A 15,746-nucleotide genomic window follows, 5' to 3' on the forward strand; every position below is an offset into this window, starting at 1 on the left:
TCACCAAACCAGGACCACTTTGGGTTCGGGAACCCGGCCTTCCAGGAGGGCTGAAAAGGCTTCATCGGCCCGTTCGGCGGGCCAAAGGCGAACGAGGCTTTCGGGAAGCTGGGGCAGGAGGGACAGGGCTTCCTTGAACTCGCCCGGGGTGAAGAGGTAGCTTCCCAAGATGGCCTTTTCCCGGAGGACCAGGTCCTGAAGGTCCAAGGGCGCTTCTAGCCCCGATAGCCCCACCACCACGGCCCTTCCCCCAGGAGCCAGGGCCCGGAGGCCCTGCACCAGGGTGGCCTCGAGGCCCACCGTATCCAGGACCAAGGGGTAGACGCCAGGAGAGAGGTCGCCCGCTTCCTGCATCCACACCTCCACAAGCCCTAGGGAAAGGAGAATCTGTCCCCGCTGTTCCTGGGGTTCCAGGAGGTGCACCCTCACCCCTAGGGCGTTGAGGAGCCAGGCGGCCAAAGCCCCCATGGCCCCACCTCCCACCACGAGCGCCCTTTCCCCGCTTTGGGGCTTGGCGAGCCTCACGGCGTGGAGGGTCACGGCCAAGGGCTCCGCCACGGCCCCCTTCCAGAGAGGTAGCCCTTCGGGCAAGGGGTAGGCCAGGGCTTCGGGGACCCGGATGCGCTCCGCTAGCCCTCCAGACAGGTGGAAGCCTAGGTGCAGGCGCTTCGGACAGAGATGGGGTTTACCCCCCTGGCAGGCCTCGCAATCCCCACAGGCCAGGGCAGGGTAGAGGGCCACTGGGCGGCCCACAAGGTTACTGGGCCCCTCCTCCACCAAACCCGCCACCTCGTGGCCTAGAACCAGGGGTGGACGCCACCGAGCCCGCATGGCGGGCGTGCCCTTGTACACGCTAAGGTCGCTCCCGCAGATCCCCACGGCCACCACCTTGAGGAGAAGGCCCTCTCCTGCGGGTTCCGGGCGCTCCTCCAGGGCCATTTGGCGGTAATCCTTCAGGACCCAACTCCTCATCCCTCCTCCCGTTGGGCTAGGGCCTCAAAGGCCTTTAACCGTCGGGCCTGCCGCAACCGCAACCAGACCAAGCCCACCAAGAAGAGCAGGTTTACGAGGGCCAGGAGCATGGCCACGGGGCGCTCAAAAAAGCTCCAGACGTTCCAGTGGGTCTTGATCATGCTTACCATGAGGTGTTGCTCCAAAAGGGGCCCTAGAACCATGCCCAAGACTACCTGGCCCAGGGGATAGTCCCCGAGGCGAAGGAGAAGGCCCAAGACCCCCAGTAGGGCCAGCACGTAGAGGTCAAAGGGGTTGTTGTTGATGGCATAGGCTCCAAGGAGGCTGAGCCCGGCGATTCCGCCGAGCAACACCCCTCTGGGCAAGCGGGAGGCCAGGCCCACCAGGAAGGAGCCCAGGTACCCCACCAAGGGCATGATGAGGACGCTGGCAAGGAGGAAGACTCCGTAGATCTCCACCACCAAATCCAGGTGGCGGGCGAAGAGCTCCGGGCCTGGCCGGATGCCCAGGGTGAGGAAAAGCCCAAGGACGATGGCGGTGAGGGTGTCGCCCGGAAGCCCTAAGGAAAGGGCGGGAATCCAGGTGCCCGCCACGGCGGCGTTGTTGCTGGATGCGCCCGCCAACACGACGGTTTCCTTAGTTCCCTTGGCCAGGCGCTGGAAATTGCTGGCGATCCAGGCGGCGAAATCGGAGCCCGCCCCCGGTAGGAAGCCGATAAAGGTGCCTAGGAGGGAAGAGCGCAAAAAGAGACCGCGTTGGCGCAGGATAAGACGAAGGGGCTCCAGGAAAAAGAGGGACGCCGACCCCCTGAGGGGGGCAGGCTGGACGCTGGAAGAACCGGGGCCCTTCAGGAGCTGGTACAACACCTCGCTTAAACCGAAGAGGCCGATCAGCGCCACGATGAAGTTGATGCCTCCGAGAAGGTTCACGTTGCCGAAGGTGAAGCGGGGGTTACCCAGGGCCGGATCGTAGCCCACCGTGGCCAGGAGCATCCCCAAGGCAAAGGCCACCAGCCCCTTGGCGATGTGGGGAGCGGCGAGGACCCCGCTCGTGACCCCTAGGAGGACGAGCCAAAAGTACTCAAAGGAAGAGAACTGCCGGGCTATAGCCGCCATTCCCAAGGACCCCACCACGAGGAGTCCCGTGCCCACCAGGCTTCCCAAGGCGGAGGCCAGGGCGGAAAGCCCAAGGGCGAAGGTAGGGCTCCGCTCCTTGCCCAGGTCATGAATCTCTTCGGCGTAGGCTGCGGAGGCTGGGGTTCCTGGGATGCGGGCCATCACCGCCCCGATGTCCCCGGCAAAGATGGCCGTGGCGCACAGGCTGATGATGGCGGCGAGGCCTACCTCGGGGGGGAGAAAAAGGGCGAAAGGGATGAAAAGGCTCAGGGCCAAGGTGGCGGTGAGCCCAGGGAGGGTCCCGAAAACCGCTCCATAGAGACCCCCGAGGAACATGGCGAGAAGGACTTCGGGAGAAAAGAGGCTCATGCCGGTACCCCCAGCAAGCGGACAAAAACCCCGTAGGCCAAGAGCCACAAACCCAGGGCGGTCAACAAAGCCCTGTACCAGCCTTCACCCGCTAGAAGGGTTCCTACCCCGGCGGCGATGGCCGTGGCCAGGGCGATGCCCGCACGGGGCACCAGGGCGGGAGCCAGGAGAAAAAGAAGGGTCAGAAAGAGGACGCGGAGCCACGCTCCCTCTAACCGGATGCGAAGTCCTTCCGCCTTTTCCCAAAGCAGGTAGAGCCCCCCAAGGACCAAGGCGGTGCCCAGGACCCGGGGAAAGAGTTCGGGGCCCGGCCCCTCCGCCTTGGGAAGCCCTAGGCTAAGCACCCAGGCGAGCGTCCCCAGGCCTGCGGCCAGAACCCCGACGAGGTTTCCCCACCCCATGTCTTCCTCAGAACTTCAGGCCTAGCTCCTGTACGATCTGGTTCATAGCCCGGGTTCTTTCCTGGAGGAAGGCCAGGCTGGCTTTGCGGTCCAGGTGGCGGATGACCAGGTTAGCGTTCTGCATGAATTTTACGAACTCGGGATCCTGCACCGCCTGGGCGAAGGCCTTGTCTAGCACGTCAATGACCGAGGGTAGCGTGAACTTGGGTGCCGCCGCCATGAGGAAGGAGGCAAAGGTCCAGTCCACGCCCACCTCTTTCAACGTAGGAACGTCCGGGAAGGCCGGGAAGCGGCTGTCGGTCATGAAGGCGAGGTAGCGGGCTTGGCCGGAGCGCACCAGGTTGGCTGCCTCGCCAATGGCCACGAAGGCCACGTTCACGCCCCCGGCAACGAGTTCCTGGAGCGCCGCTGCCGCACCTTGGGCCGGCACCCAGGGGAGCGCTTCGTCCTTGAGGCCGAGCTTCCAAAGGAAGCCTAGGCGGGCAAAATCGTAGGAACCCCACTTGGCGGTGCCCGAAGCCTTGTACTTTCCCGGGTTTTGCCGGATATCCTGAATGAGTTCCTGGATGGTCTTCCAGGGCGCATCCTGGCGTACCACCACGGCCACAGGGTTTAGCACCAGGAGGGAGATGGGAGAGAACATGTCCGCGCTGATTTTTGTTTGGGCCACCCACGGGGGTAAGACCACTTCCAGGGTAATGATCCCGATGGTGTAGCCGTCAGGCCGGGCCTGGGCGATGGCCCCGTGGCCCACCGCCCCACCACCCCCGGTGCGGTTCACCACCTGCACCGGAACCTTAAGGATTCGCTCCAACACGGGAGCCAAAGCCCGGGCGGTGAGGTCCGTGCTTCCACCGGGAGACCAAGGAACAATGAGGGTGATGGGCCGCGAGGGATAGCGTTGGGCCCAAACCTTGCCCATGGCCAGGGCTCCGGTGGTGCCGAGAAGCCACTTGAGAACGCGCCTACGCTGGAGCATACATTCACCTCCCGTGAGGGTTTAGCGAAAGTTTACCCGCTCTGGCCGCTGGAGCAAGGGGGGGGTTCAGTATGCCTGAACAGAAAGGTCTAAATATCCGAACCCTAGACCAGGCTTCCCACCCATCGGCCCGTGGTGTATTGCCCTGTGTAGTTGGTGGCCAGGAAGCGCTGGAGGGGCTCTGAGGCCAGTACCTGCTTGAGTTCGGCTTGGCGGAGGCCCTCGAGGAAGGGGTCAGGGTGGGTGTGAAGGAGGTGGGTCATCCAGTAGGAGAAGTACTCCCCCTGCCACACGTGTTCCAAGCAGGTTTCCGTGTAGCGGCTTAGTTTGGCCTCATCTCCCTTTTTGAAGAACGTCCAGAGGGCATGGAACAGGGCCACGGCATCGGATACGGCTAGGTTCATCCCCTTGGCGCCCGTGGGGGGCACCACATGGGCGGCATCGCCCGCAAGGAAAACCCGTCCATGCTGCATGGGCTCGGCCACGAAGGCCCGGTGGGGGGTGAGGCTCTTTTCCAAAAGCGGACCCGGCTTTACCGGAACTGCCCCCTCCAGGCGCAGGTTGAGCTCCTCCCAGATCCGTTCGTCTGGCCAGTCCTCTAGGTTTTCCCCGGGAGATACCTGAAGGTAGTTCCGGGCCAGGGTAGGGGAGCGCATGGAGAAAAGGGCAAAGCCTCGAGGGTGGCTGGCGTAGATCAGTTCCTCCGCTGCCGGCGGGGCCTCCGCCAGGATGCCGAGCCAGGCAAAGGGATAGGCGATTTCTTTAAGGGTGAGGCCAGGGATAAGCGCTCGCATGCGGCTATGGGAGCCATCGGCCCCCACCACGAAGGTGGCTTCTAGCTCCGCCTCTTGCCCCTCAGGGGTGCGGTAGCGAACCCTAGGCGTGCTCGTCAGGTTTTCCAGGCCCACCACCTCGTGTTCAAAAAAAATCTCCCCGCCCTCTTCTAAAAAGCGGGCGATCATGTCGCGTACGAGGTACTGCTGGCCGTAGACCCAGATGCGCCACCCATCGGCTAGGTTGGGAAAATCTATGCGGTGTAGCTCCCCCACATGGGCGAGGTAAATCCCTCGGTGCTCGTAGCCGCTTTGGAGGAGTCCTTCCCCGAGACCCGCCTGGAGCAAGATTTCCCTCGTGCCCCATTCCATGACCCCAGCGCGGATGCGGTGGGGACTGGTTTCTAGGTACTCCCGGGTCTTGGCCTCGAGGACCACCACCCTAATCCCCTCCCGGTAGAGGAGGTGGGCGAGGAGAAGGCCGGCAGGTCCTGCGCCCACAATGGCCACGTCCGTCTTGGCGGGCATACGCTTACCTCCCCAGGGTTCCCCAGTTGGGTAGCCAAAGCGCCAATTGGGGAAAGACGAAAAGAAGCCCAACCAGAGCAAAAAGGGGGATGAGAAAAAGCATCACCCAGCGGAAGATGCTTCCCAAGGGCACCTCGGGCAGCATGGCCTTAACCACGTACACGTTCACCCCCACCGGGGGCGTAATGACCCCCATCTCCGCAGTCAACACCACCAGAACCCCAAACCAAATGGGATCAAAGCCCAATTTCTGCACTACGGGGAAGAAGACGGGAACCAGGAGGGTAATCAAGGCCATGGAATCCATGAAAAACCCTCCCAGGAAGAAGATGAGGACAATGGCGAACAGGATGGTTTCTGGAGCCAAGGGAAGCCCTTCTACCCAGTCGGCAAGGTGAAAGGGTATACGGGTGAGGACGAGAAAGCGGCCAAACAAGGTGGCCCCAGCGATGAGGGTGAGAATCATAATGGACGTGCGCAGGCTTTCCGCCGTGGCGGCTACAAACCCTGCCCAGGTCAATCGGCGATTAAGGGCCGCGAAGGCCAAAGAGCCCGCTGCGCCAATCGCCCCTGCTTGGGTGGGGCTGAACCACCCCCAAAAGAGGCCCCCCACCACCAGGACGAACAAAAGGGGAACCTGCCACGCACCCAATAGGGCACGGAAACGTTCCCCCCAGGACAGGGGTTCTGCGGGAGGGGCCGAGCTGGGCCGCCAAAGAGCCACCCCGTAGGCGGTGGCTGCCAGAAGAAGGGTGAGAACAATGCCGGGAAGCACGCCCGCCAAGAAAAGGTGTCCCACGGGTTGGGTGGTCAGGAAGGCATAGACTAGAAAGACAGTGCTAGGGGGGATGAGAATGCCCAAGGCACCTCCCGCGGCCACGGTGGCCCCGGAAAAGGCGGGATCGTAGCCGTAGCGCCGCATTTCGGGAAGGGCCATGCGCCCCATGGCAGCAGCGGTGGCGGCGCTGGAACCCGAAACGGAGGCAAACCCAGAACAGGCCAAAATGGTGGCCACACCTAGCCCTCCCCGCACAGGCCCCACCAGGGCATAAAAGGCCCGGTAGAGCGCCTCGCCCATGCCCGCCATGGAGGCGTAGTAGCCCATTAGGACAAAAAAGGTGATGGCGCTAAGGCTATAACTGGAAAACTGGTTAAAGACATCGCGGGCGGCCAGGCTGGCGGCCGCATCCAGAGGTATGAGCACCGCCATGCCCCCAAGGCCCACCAACGCCATGGCGAAGGCTACCGGCACACCCAAGGCGAAGAGGGCCAGGAGAACAAGGATCCCTAGCAGTCCAAGCTCTGTTGGGTTCATCGGTGCTCCCTTAGCTTGACGAGTTGATCCAGGAAGAGATAGAGCCCATAGAGGGTACTCAACACCAGTAGCCCCCAAAAGGCATAGGCGAACGGATACATGGGGGTACGAAGGCCCGGTAGGACTTCCCCGGACTGGGCTAGCCCTTGGGCAAAGCGCCAGGTGTAGAGGGCGATGATGGCGAAGAAGATAGCAACCAGAAGGTAGCCCATGGCGCTAAGGAGTCCCCGGACCGGGCGGGGAAGGAGGTGGAGCCCATACTCTACATGGATGTGGCGGCCCAAGAGGAGGGTCATGCCCATACCGGCACCTACCGCCAAAAGCTGGGCAATGCTTACCAGTTCGGTGGCCCCGCTCAAGGGGGACTTGAACACCTTGGCCCCTATGACGTCCCAAAGCGTGGTGCCAAGCATGACCCAAAGGCAAAGCACTCCGAGTGCCTCGCCGAGTTTTCCCAAGGCATAGATGCGTTGCCGCAAGCCCATAAAGCGTCCTTTCGCAGGGGAAAGCCCCGCTTTGGGACTTGCGGGGCTTTCCCCAAAAAGGCTTAGAGTTGGACCCGAACGGAAGCGGGGCCGGTGGAGGACTTGATGCCCCGCCGCTCTTGTTCACGCAACCAGTAGGCAATGCGCTCGCGGATAAAGCGAAGGCGAGCCTGCACCTCGCCTTCGCTTACCCCTTTGGCCGCCAGGCTGCGGGTGTAGTCCTGGATAAGGCGGTCGGCCACCTGGGCGAACCGCGCGCTTTCCTCCTGGGGAAGTTGTATGACATCTACCTTCGTGTCCTTAACGGCATAACGGTAGCCATCAATATCCACTTGATTCCACATGGCGGCAAGCTTTTCCACGAACTCGTTCTTTACGTAATTGCTAATCACGTCCCGCAACTCCTGGGGAAGACCGTTCCACGCCTGCCGGTTAGCCACGATGTAGAAGGTGTGCACTTGGCCCACCTGCCAGATTTCCGTGACGTAGCGGATAACCTCGCCAAGGCGGAAGGTGACGAGGGTTTCGTAAGGGATCATCAACCCATCAATGACCCTTTTGGAGACGTTGTCGTAGGCCTCCGGCATGGGGATGGGGCGGGCCGTGGCACCCAAGGCTTCTACGAACCGGCCAATGTAACCTACGCCGCGGAGGGTCATTCCCTTGAGATCCTCTAGGCGCCGCACGGGCTTTTGTGCGCTGAAGATTTCCATGACTGGGGAGGCGTGCAGGGTGATTACCACGGTGTCGGCCCATTCCTTCGGACGATACCGCTCGTAGAACTCGTGGGCCACATGGGTGGCTACCCAAGCGTTGGGGAAGCCAAGCGGCAGGTCCAGGATCTCGGTTTCGGCGAAACGGCCAAAGTTATAGGCCAGGTTGGTGATACCCAGGTGGGCCACTCCTTGAACTACCCCGTCGTAGATGGCTGCGGGGCCCAAAAGGGTCCCGCCATGGTAGGTTTCCACGCGCACGCGCCCCTCGGTAAGCCTTTGGACATCGGCGGCAAACTGGTCTATAAGCTTGCTCTGGGCTGCGGGCGCCGGAAAGTAGTTGGCAAAGCGCAACGTGTACGTGCGGGGTTGAGCGTAAACGTTTACAAAGCGCGTGGAAGCAGTGGCCCCCAAAAGTCCGAGTCCTGCCTTGATAACCTGTCTGCGGCTTAGCCTGCGCATCTACCCCTCCTTGGATCTCGCGTTTAGCCTAGCATATGGGTGGCCAAAATGTCAACAATTTTGTTCTCACCGAGCCACGCCCTGGGCGACAGGGGGGGTTCCGTAGGTGTAGAAGGTTTCCGGAAGCTGCCCCCCAAACCAGATGGTGCTCTTTTCCAGGTCGTTTACGTTGGTCACGTCCCAGACCACCGTCTTCCAAGTAGGGTCAAAGATGAGGTAGCCGGTGTCGCCGAAAAGCTCCACGCGGGTTCCCCCCGGCTCAAAGACGTACATGAAGTAGGCCTGGGTGGTTCCGTGCTTGCCCGGCCCCGCCTCAATCCGCACATCGTACTCCACGCACAGATCCGCCAAATCCATCAGGTGCTGGGGATACCCGTACCAGAAGGCGATATGGTGGAAGCGCCCCTTGGAACCCGTGGCGTCGCGCATGAGGCCGATCTCGTGGACCAGGGGGCTCACGGAGAGCCAAGCCCCAAGCTCTTCACCTTCCCCGCGCACCTTTTGCTCCCGGAGCTTGAAGCCCAGGACCTCCTCAAAAAAGCGCCGGTTGGGCGTGACCTCGGAGCAGAGGCAGTTCACGTGGTCCAGGCGCCGGACCGGCACGCCCCTGAGGGGCCTTTTGGAGGGGCGGTTCTTGAGCTTGCTTCGCTTCTCAGGGGGCGCTTCGTAGTACGCCACCTCAAAGAGGAGTTCCATCCGGTGCCCGTCAGGGGTGACGAACTGGTAGGCAGGACCGTGGCCCAAGTCCCCTTCTATCCACCCCTTGCCCAGGCCGGAGGCCTCGAGGGCCTTGACCCGCCGTTCTAAGGCCTCGGGGGAGGCGGTCCGCCAGGCGATGTGGCCTAGGCCCGCCTCCTTGGCCTCGGTGATCTTAAGGGTGTGGTGGTACCAGTCCTCGTAGGCCCGAAGGTAGACGGAGCTCCCTTCACAGGCTGTGACCTCGAGGCCCAGAAGTTCCGTGAAAAACCACAAGGTGCCTTCGGGGTTAGGGGTCAGGATCTCTGCATGGGCCAGTTGCACCACATCAAACCCTTCCATCAAAGCCTCCCTTCCTCCTCCATGCGGAGGATCTCCTGGATCACCTCAGCCCCGCGGTTGGCAGCGGGCAGCCCCCGGAAAAGGAAGGCAAGCCCCACCACCGCATTGAGCTCCTCGTAGGTGGCCCCGGCCCGCCGGGCAGCGATGGCGTGGAGCTTGGCGGCATCGGAGAGGTCCATAAGGAGCATGCCAAAGAGCATGAGCTGGGCCGTCTTCACGTCAAAGCAGGGGGGGTACATGAGGCGGGCCCGGAGTTCTTCTTGCATCCGCAAGGTTTCGGGGTCCAGCCGGGCCAGGAGGTCAGTCCGGGCCTGGATTCTCGGGGGGACGAAACCGATGAGTTCCCGGTAGCGGTCGCGCAGGCGCTCTAACTCTTCTGTGGACATGCGGAGTTCCGGCTTGGGCACAGGCTCTACCTCCCTTGTGAATCCCTTGCGGGTGTTTCGCCCTCACCTTAGGCCCATGCGCCGCGGGACCGCAAGGGTGGCGTTCATTTATGCCGAACCGAACGTTCGTATATTCTGAAACAAGGTATCGGCACCCAAGGCAGGAGGGATTACCCTCGGAGGTGAGGCCCATGCTGGGAACGGTACAGAAGGTTGGCGAGGTCCTGGAACTCTTCTCCCAAGACCGCTCGGAGTGGGGGGTAAGCGAGGTGGCCAAAGCGTTGGGTATCCCCAAGTCCAGCGCCCACGCGCTCCTCGCCACCATGAGCCAGATCGGTCTACTCAAGCGGACCCGGGAAGGGCGGTACCGCCTAGGGTGGCGCATTCTGGCCCTCTCCCAAGTGCTTCTCTCCACGAGCTCGTGGCGACAGGAGGCCAGGCGGGCCATGGAGGAGCTGGTGGCCCGCTACGGGGAAACCACCCATCTGGCGGTCCTGGAGTGCGGCCGGGTGGTCTACGTGGAGAAGCTGGAGGGTACCCGGGCGGTGCGGGTGGTGAACACCGGGGTGGGCGTGGAGCTTCCCGCTCACTGTAGCGGCGTGGGCAAAGTGCTCCTTGCCTTCCGCCCATGGGAAGAGGTGGAGAAGATCGTCTCCCAACGGGGCATGCCCGCCTTTACCCCCAACACCATCACCACCTTGGACGAGCTCAAGACCGAGCTCCAGGCGGTGCGGGAACGGGGCTACGCCTACGACATAGAAGAGGTGGTGCCGGAGCTTTGTTGTGTGGCAGCGCCCATCCGGGACCACACGGGGGAGGTCATCGCCGCCATGAGCCTGTCTGTACCCTTTTACCGTTTCCAGCAGATGAAGGAGGAGTACCGGAGGGCCATCCTCGAGGCCACCCGGGCCGTTTCCGAGCGGCTTGGGTACATGGGGGAAACAGCATGGACAAGGTCAAGGTAGCCATCCTGGGGTCAGGCAACATCGGCACGGACCTGATGTACAAGCTTTTGAAAAACCCCGGGCACATGGAGCTGGTGGCCCTGGTGGGGATTGACCCGAACTCGGAGGGCCTGGCCCGGGCCCGGGCCTTGGGGTTGGAGGCGAGCCACGAGGGAATCCAGTACATTCTGGAGCGGCCCGAGATCAAAATCGTCTTTGACGCCACCAGCGCCAAGGCCCACGTGCGCCACGCCAAGCTTCTCCGGGAGGCGGGGCGGATCGCCATTGACCTGACCCCGGCGGCCCGGGGCCCCTACGTGGTCCCCCCGGTGAACCTGAAGGCGCACCTGGAGGAGGACAACGTGAACCTCATCACCTGTGGGGGCCAGGCCACCATCCCCTTGGTCTACGCGGTGCACCGGGTGGTGCCGGTCCTTTATGCGGAGATGGTGTCCACGGTGGCTTCCCGCTCCGCGGGGCCGGGTACGCGGCAGAACATTGACGAGTTCACCTTCACCACGGCCCGGGGCTTGGAGGCCATCGGGGGAGCGAAGCGGGGGAAGGCCATCATCATCCTGAACCCGGCGGAGCCGCCCATCATCATGACGAACACGGTGCGGGTCATCCCGGAGACGGAGGCCTTTGAGCGGGAGGCGGTGGTGGAAAGTGTCCGGGCCATGGAGCGGGAGGTGCAGGCCTACGTGCCGGGGTACCGGCTGAAGGCGGACCCGGTGTTTGAGAGGCTCCCCACGCCTTGGGGGGAGCGGACGGTGGTGTCCATGCTCTTGGAGGTGGAAGGCGCCGGGGACTACCTGCCCAAGTACGCGGGGAACCTGGACATCATGACCGCCTCGGCCCGGCGGGTGGGGGAGGTCTTTGCCCAGCACCTTTTGGGGAAGCCGGTGGAGGAGGTGACGGCATGAGCTGGGACCTTTCCTTGGCCAAGCCTCCCGTGGTGGTGGACACCACCCTTCGGGACGGCTCCCACGCCCACCGGCACCAGTACACGGTGGCAGAGGCCCGGGCCATCGCCCGGGCCTTGGACGAGGCGGGGGTGTTTGGGATAGAGGTCTCCCACGGGGACGGGCTTGGGGGGAGCTCTATCCAGTACGGCTTTTCCCGCACGGACGAGATGGAGCTCATCCGGGCGGTACGGGAAGAGGTGAAGCGGGCCAAGGTGGCGGCGCTCCTCCTTCCCGGTATCGGCACCCGGAAGGAGCTCAAGGAAGCGGTGGAGGCGGGCGTGGAGATGGTGCGCATCGCCACCCAGTGCACGGAGGCGGACATCTCCGAGCAGCACTTCGGGATGGCCAAGGAGATGGGCCTCCTGGCGGTGGGCTTCCTCATGATGAGCCACATGCGCCCGCCGGAGTTCTTGGCGGAGCAGGCCCTCCTCATGGAGTCCTACGGGGCGGACGTGGTGTACATCGTGGACTCCGCCGGGGCCATGCTGCCCCAGGACGCCTACGCCCGGGTCAAGGCCTTGAAGGAGGCCCTGAAGAGGGCCCAGGTGGGCTTCCACGCCCACAACAACCTGGGCTTGGCCATCGGGAACACCCTGGCGGCCTTGGCGGCGGGGGCGGACTGGGTGGACGGCACCTTGAGGGGGTACGGGGCGGGGGCGGGGAACGCCGCCACGGAAGTCCTGGCGGCGGTGTTGGACAAGGCGGGGCTCAACCCGGGGCTGGACGTGTTCAAGCTTTTGGATGCGGCGGAGTACGTGATGGGTCCCATCCTGCACTTCCAGCCCTACCCAGACCGGGACTCCATCGCCATCGGGTACGCTGGGGTCTACTCCACCTTCCTCTTGCACGCCAAACGCATTGGAAAGGAGTTTGGGGTGGACCCTATGGCCATCCTCTTGGAGCTGGGACGCCGCCAGGCGGTGGCGGGGCAGGAGGACTGGATCCTGCGGGTGGCCCTGGAGCTCAAGGAGAAGGAGGCCGGGGCCTTGGCGGACTAGGATGGACCATGGAGCGGCTTGGTTTCGTGGGTACAGGAGAGGTTTGGGCGGGAAGTGGTGTTCCGGCCTAGCTTCAGGGGAGCGGAGGACCTTTTCCGGAGGAACGAAGATGGTGGTCCTTAAGGTGACCCTGCTGGAGGGCCGCCCGCTGGAGAAAAAGCGGGAGCTGGTGAGGCGGCTAACGGAGATGGCGGCGCGCCTTTTAGAAGAACCCCAAGAGGAAATCCGCGTGATCCTCTACGAGGTGAGGCGCGACCAGTGGGCAGCAGGGGGCGTGCTCTTTTCAGACAAGGAGGGAGCATGACGCTCTTGGAGGCGGTGCGGCAGGCCCGCCAAGCAGGGAAGACCCTCCCAGGGGGAAAGGACTGGGGCGTGGACCTTTCGGAAGCCTACCGCATCCAAGAGGCCCTTTTTCCCGGGCCCCTAAAGGGGTACAAGCTCGGGCTGGTTTCCGAAGCCAAGCAGCGGCAGATGGGCCTTTCCGAGCCCACCTTTGGCCGGGTTCACCCGGGGATGCTTTTGCAGAAGCCGGCGCTTAGCCGGTTCATCCAGCCTCGGGTGGAGCCTGAGGTAGCGGTGGTGCTAAGGGAGGACGTGCCTCCTGGGGCTTCCGTGAGCCGGGCCTACGCCGCCATTGGGGGGTTTTTCCTGGCGGTGGACCTTTTGGATTCCGTGTGGGAAGGCTACCGCTTCACCGCCCAAGAGGTGGTGGCGGACAACACCTCAGGGGGCGGTTTTCTTCTCTCCATCCGGCGGTACAGCCGGCTCCCCAAAGGGGTTCTGCGCCTCTACCTGAACGGGGAGAAGGTGGCCGAGGGACCCGTGGAGGCTTTAGGGGACCCGGGGGCACGGCTTTCCTGGCTGGCGGAGCGGGTTGGGGGGCTTAGGGCGGGCCAGGTGGTCTTCCTGGGGTCCCCGGCTCCGGCGGTACCCTTGGCGCAAGGCGTGTTGGAGCTTTGGGGTGAGGGGGATGTGCTCCTTGCCCGGGTGGAGTGAGGAGGTCGGACCATGGTGGAACCGAAAGTCTACAAGGAAACGGTGGACCGGCTTAAGGCGCTGGGCTTTCCCTTTGAGCTTCCCCTCGAGGTCACCCACTACATTGGCGGGGAGTTCGTGCGGGGGGAGAACTTCTTCCCCGTGGTTTACCCGGCCACGGGGGAGGTGATCGGCACCGCCCCCGAGGGGCGGGAGAAAGAGGTGGAGATGGCGGTAGGGGCGGCCCAGGAGGCCTTCTTGAAGTGGGGCAAGATGCCGCCAAGCCAAAGGAGGCCCTATCTCCGCCGCTTCGCCGAGAAGATCCGGGAGTACAAGCCCGTCTTTGAGGTGCTGGAAACCCTGGACGTGGGGCGGCCCATCCACGAGAACCGCCTCGGGTACGTGGAGCGCATGGCCAACAACATTGAGTTCTTCGCCGACTTCGCCGTTACCCACGGCTCCGAGGCCTATCCCATGGAAAACGGCTACATCAACTACGTCCTGCGCTTCCCCGTGGGGGTGGCGGCCCTCATCACCCCTTGGAACATGCCCAGCATGCTCGCCACCTGGAAGATCGGGCCCACCCTGGCCTTCGGCAACACCGCCGTGCTCAAGCCGGCGGAGTTCACCCCCTTGGGGGCCTGGCTCCTCGCCCGCTGCGCCCACGAGGCGGGGCTTCCCCCGGGGGTCTTCAACGTGGTCCACGGTTTCGGGCCCAACTCCGCTGGGGAGCTCCTCACCAAACACCCCCTCGTGCGCCTCATCTCCTTCACGGGGGAGACCACCACGGGCAAAATCATCATGAAAAACGCCGCCGACACCCTCAAGCGCCTTTCCATGGAGCTCGGAGGAAAGGCGCCCAACCTTATTTTTGAAAGCGCCGATCTGGACCGGGCGGTGGAGGTGACCCTGCGGGCGAGCTTCTTCAACCAGGGAGAGGTGTGCCTGGCGGGCTCCCGCCTCCTGGTGCAACGCTCCATCTACGAGGCCTTCTTGGACAAGCTGGTGGCGGCGGCCAAGGCCCTGAAGGTGGGGGACCCCCTGGATCCCGAAACCCGCATGGGGGCCCTCATCGCCGAGGAGCATCTAAAGAAGGTCATGTCCTACGTGGAGATCGCCCGGGAAACCGCCACCATCCTCACGGGCGGGAAGAAGCCTGAGCTTCCCCACCCCTTTGACAAGGGCTACTTCCTGGAGCCCACGGTGGTGGTGGACGTGAAGCCCTCGGACAAGGTCTGCCAGGAGGAGATCTTCGGCCCCATGGTGGTGGTGATGCCCTTTGATACCGAGGAGGAGGCCATTGAGCTTGCCAACAACACCCCTTACGGCCTGAACGCCATCGTGCAGACCCGGGACGTGGGCCAGGCGGTGCGGGTTTCCGAGGCCCTCGAGGTGGGCACGGTCTGGGTGAACGACTGGTTCGTGCGGGACCTGCGGGTGCCCTTCGGCGGGGCCAAGCAGTCGGGCATCGGCCGTGAGGGGGGCCACTACGGCTACGAGTTCTACTACGAAACCAAAAACGTCTGCATCGCCAACCGGTGAGCCATGAACCCCGAAACCTTCGCACAGGAGTTAGAAGGGGCCTGGGTGGAAAGGAGGCCCATAGAACCCCTTTCCGAGCGGGGCCTTAAGGGGATTGAGGCCGCCTACCGGGTCCAGGAGGCCTGGAACCGCCTGCGCCTAGCCAAGGGGGACAAGGTGGTGGGCCGCAAGATCGGCCTGACCTCCAAGGCAGTACAGGAGCAACTGGGCGTGGACCAGCCGGACTATGGCAACCTCTGGGCAAGCCGCTTCCTGGGGATGGGGGAGCGGGCCGAGGTGGCGGCCTCCCTTTTCCTCCAGCCCCGGGTGGAAGGGGAGCTGGCCTTCCTCCTGGGAAAGCGCCTAGAGGGCCCCCACGTGACCCCTCAGGAGGTGCTCGCCGCCACGGAGGCGGTGGCCTTTGCCCTGGAGATCGTGGACTCCCGCATCCGGGACTGGCGCATCCGCATAGAGGACACCATCGCCGACAACGCCTCCTTCGGGGCCTTCTTTGTGGGGCCGTGGGAGCGGGCTTTGCTGGAGGAGGACCTTTCCACCTTAGGCCTCGTGCTCTACCGGAACGGGGAGGCGGTGGCCCAGGGGGCGGGAGCAGCCTGCCTAGGGCACCCGGCCAGGGCGGTGGCCTGGCTCGCCAACGCCCTGGCCGCCTTTGGGGTGGCCCTGGAGCCGGGGGAGATCGTCATGTCCGGGGCCTGGGCCCCGGTGCAGGTGGCCCGCCCGGGGGACCTCTTTACCCTGGTGGGAACGGGGGGGAGGGCCCTTACCTTGCGTTTCGCCTAGCGGAGG

17 protein-coding genes are annotated in these 15,746 nt (G+C 63.8%); 7 read left to right on the forward strand and 10 right to left on the reverse strand.

Going from position 1 to position 15,746, the window contains the following annotated elements; translation table 11 throughout:
* The 10 genes from L0C60_RS04245 to L0C60_RS04290 form a co-directional block, all read right to left on the reverse strand.
* Complete coding sequence (locus tag L0C60_RS04245) at positions 1 to 972, reverse strand: zinc-dependent alcohol dehydrogenase (RefSeq protein ID WP_243092535.1); 972 nt, start codon at positions 970 to 972, stop codon at positions 1 to 3.
* Positions 969 to 2,456 (reverse strand): tripartite tricarboxylate transporter permease, encoded by a 1,488-nt coding sequence (locus L0C60_RS04250; protein ID WP_234507733.1) that lies wholly within the window; start codon positions 2,454 to 2,456, stop codon positions 969 to 971. The genes L0C60_RS04245 and L0C60_RS04250 overlap by 4 nt, the downstream gene beginning before the upstream one ends.
* The gene (locus L0C60_RS04255; protein ID WP_234507735.1) at positions 2,453 to 2,857 is read right to left on the reverse strand and encodes a tripartite tricarboxylate transporter TctB family protein; all 405 of its coding nucleotides are present in this window, start codon (positions 2,855 to 2,857) and stop codon (positions 2,453 to 2,455) included. The genes L0C60_RS04250 and L0C60_RS04255 overlap by 4 nt, the downstream gene beginning before the upstream one ends.
* Before the next feature lie 7 nt (positions 2,858 to 2,864).
* Complete coding sequence (locus tag L0C60_RS04260; RefSeq protein ID WP_234507737.1) at positions 2,865 to 3,836, reverse strand: tripartite tricarboxylate transporter substrate binding protein; 972 nt, start codon at positions 3,834 to 3,836, stop codon at positions 2,865 to 2,867.
* Positions 3,837 to 3,940: 104 nt separating this feature from the next.
* A complete protein-coding gene (locus tag L0C60_RS04265; RefSeq protein WP_234507739.1) occupies positions 3,941 to 5,137 on the reverse strand; it encodes a 4-hydroxybenzoate 3-monooxygenase in 1,197 nt (398 codons plus the stop codon).
* A gap of 4 nt (positions 5,138 to 5,141) precedes the next feature.
* Positions 5,142 to 6,452, reverse strand: a complete 1,311-nt coding sequence (locus L0C60_RS04270; RefSeq protein ID WP_234507742.1) for a TRAP transporter large permease — start codon at positions 6,450 to 6,452, stop codon at positions 5,142 to 5,144.
* Positions 6,449 to 6,865: a TRAP transporter small permease gene (locus L0C60_RS04275; RefSeq protein ID WP_234507743.1), complete on the reverse strand. Its 417-nt coding sequence runs from the start codon at positions 6,863 to 6,865 to the stop codon at positions 6,449 to 6,451. The genes L0C60_RS04270 and L0C60_RS04275 overlap by 4 nt, the downstream gene beginning before the upstream one ends.
* A gap of 134 nt (positions 6,866 to 6,999) precedes the next feature.
* Positions 7,000 to 8,112 carry a TRAP transporter substrate-binding protein gene (locus L0C60_RS04280; protein WP_234507745.1) on the reverse strand — a complete coding sequence of 371 codons (1,113 nt, stop codon included), beginning with the start codon at positions 8,110 to 8,112 and terminating at the stop codon, positions 7,000 to 7,002.
* Between the two features lie 66 nt (positions 8,113 to 8,178).
* Positions 8,179 to 9,150, reverse strand: coding sequence for a catechol 2,3-dioxygenase (locus L0C60_RS04285; RefSeq protein WP_234507747.1), 972 nt, complete (start codon positions 9,148 to 9,150; stop codon positions 8,179 to 8,181).
* Complete coding sequence (locus L0C60_RS04290; protein WP_267962786.1) at positions 9,150 to 9,536, reverse strand: carboxymuconolactone decarboxylase family protein; 387 nt, start codon at positions 9,534 to 9,536, stop codon at positions 9,150 to 9,152. Before L0C60_RS04290 ends, L0C60_RS04285 begins: the two co-directional genes overlap by 1 nt.
* Positions 9,537 to 9,727: 191 nt before the next feature.
* Between L0C60_RS04290 and L0C60_RS04295 the strand changes: the two genes are divergently transcribed.
* From L0C60_RS04295 to L0C60_RS04325, 7 genes are all read left to right on the forward strand, one after another.
* A complete protein-coding gene (locus L0C60_RS04295) occupies positions 9,728 to 10,501 on the forward strand; it encodes an IclR family transcriptional regulator (RefSeq protein ID WP_234507751.1) in 774 nt (257 codons plus the stop codon).
* Positions 10,483 to 11,403: an acetaldehyde dehydrogenase (acetylating) gene (locus L0C60_RS04300; protein ID WP_234507753.1), complete on the forward strand. Its 921-nt coding sequence runs from the start codon at positions 10,483 to 10,485 to the stop codon at positions 11,401 to 11,403. The genes L0C60_RS04295 and L0C60_RS04300 overlap by 19 nt, the downstream gene beginning before the upstream one ends.
* Positions 11,400 to 12,443 (forward strand): 4-hydroxy-2-oxovalerate aldolase, encoded by a 1,044-nt coding sequence (gene dmpG, locus L0C60_RS04305; RefSeq protein WP_234507754.1) that lies wholly within the window; start codon positions 11,400 to 11,402, stop codon positions 12,441 to 12,443. Before L0C60_RS04300 ends, dmpG begins: the two co-directional genes overlap by 4 nt.
* 109 nt (positions 12,444 to 12,552) lie before the next feature.
* Entirely contained in the window at positions 12,553 to 12,747 is a 195-nt protein-coding gene (locus L0C60_RS04310; RefSeq protein ID WP_234507756.1) for a tautomerase family protein, read from the forward strand.
* Positions 12,744 to 13,439 carry a 2-keto-4-pentenoate hydratase gene (locus tag L0C60_RS04315; protein WP_234507759.1) on the forward strand — a complete coding sequence of 232 codons (696 nt, stop codon included), beginning with the start codon at positions 12,744 to 12,746 and terminating at the stop codon, positions 13,437 to 13,439. The genes L0C60_RS04310 and L0C60_RS04315 overlap by 4 nt, the downstream gene beginning before the upstream one ends.
* 12 nt (positions 13,440 to 13,451) lie before the next feature.
* Complete coding sequence (locus tag L0C60_RS04320; protein WP_234507761.1) at positions 13,452 to 14,960, forward strand: aldehyde dehydrogenase; 1,509 nt, start codon at positions 13,452 to 13,454, stop codon at positions 14,958 to 14,960.
* Between the two features lie 3 nt (positions 14,961 to 14,963).
* Entirely contained in the window at positions 14,964 to 15,740 is a 777-nt protein-coding gene (locus L0C60_RS04325) for a 2-keto-4-pentenoate hydratase (protein WP_234507763.1), read from the forward strand.
* Positions 15,741 to 15,746 lie beyond the last annotated feature (6 nt).

This window comes from Thermus hydrothermalis (assembly GCF_022760925.1).
Lineage (GTDB): Bacteria > Deinococcota > Deinococci > Deinococcales > Thermaceae > Thermus > Thermus hydrothermalis.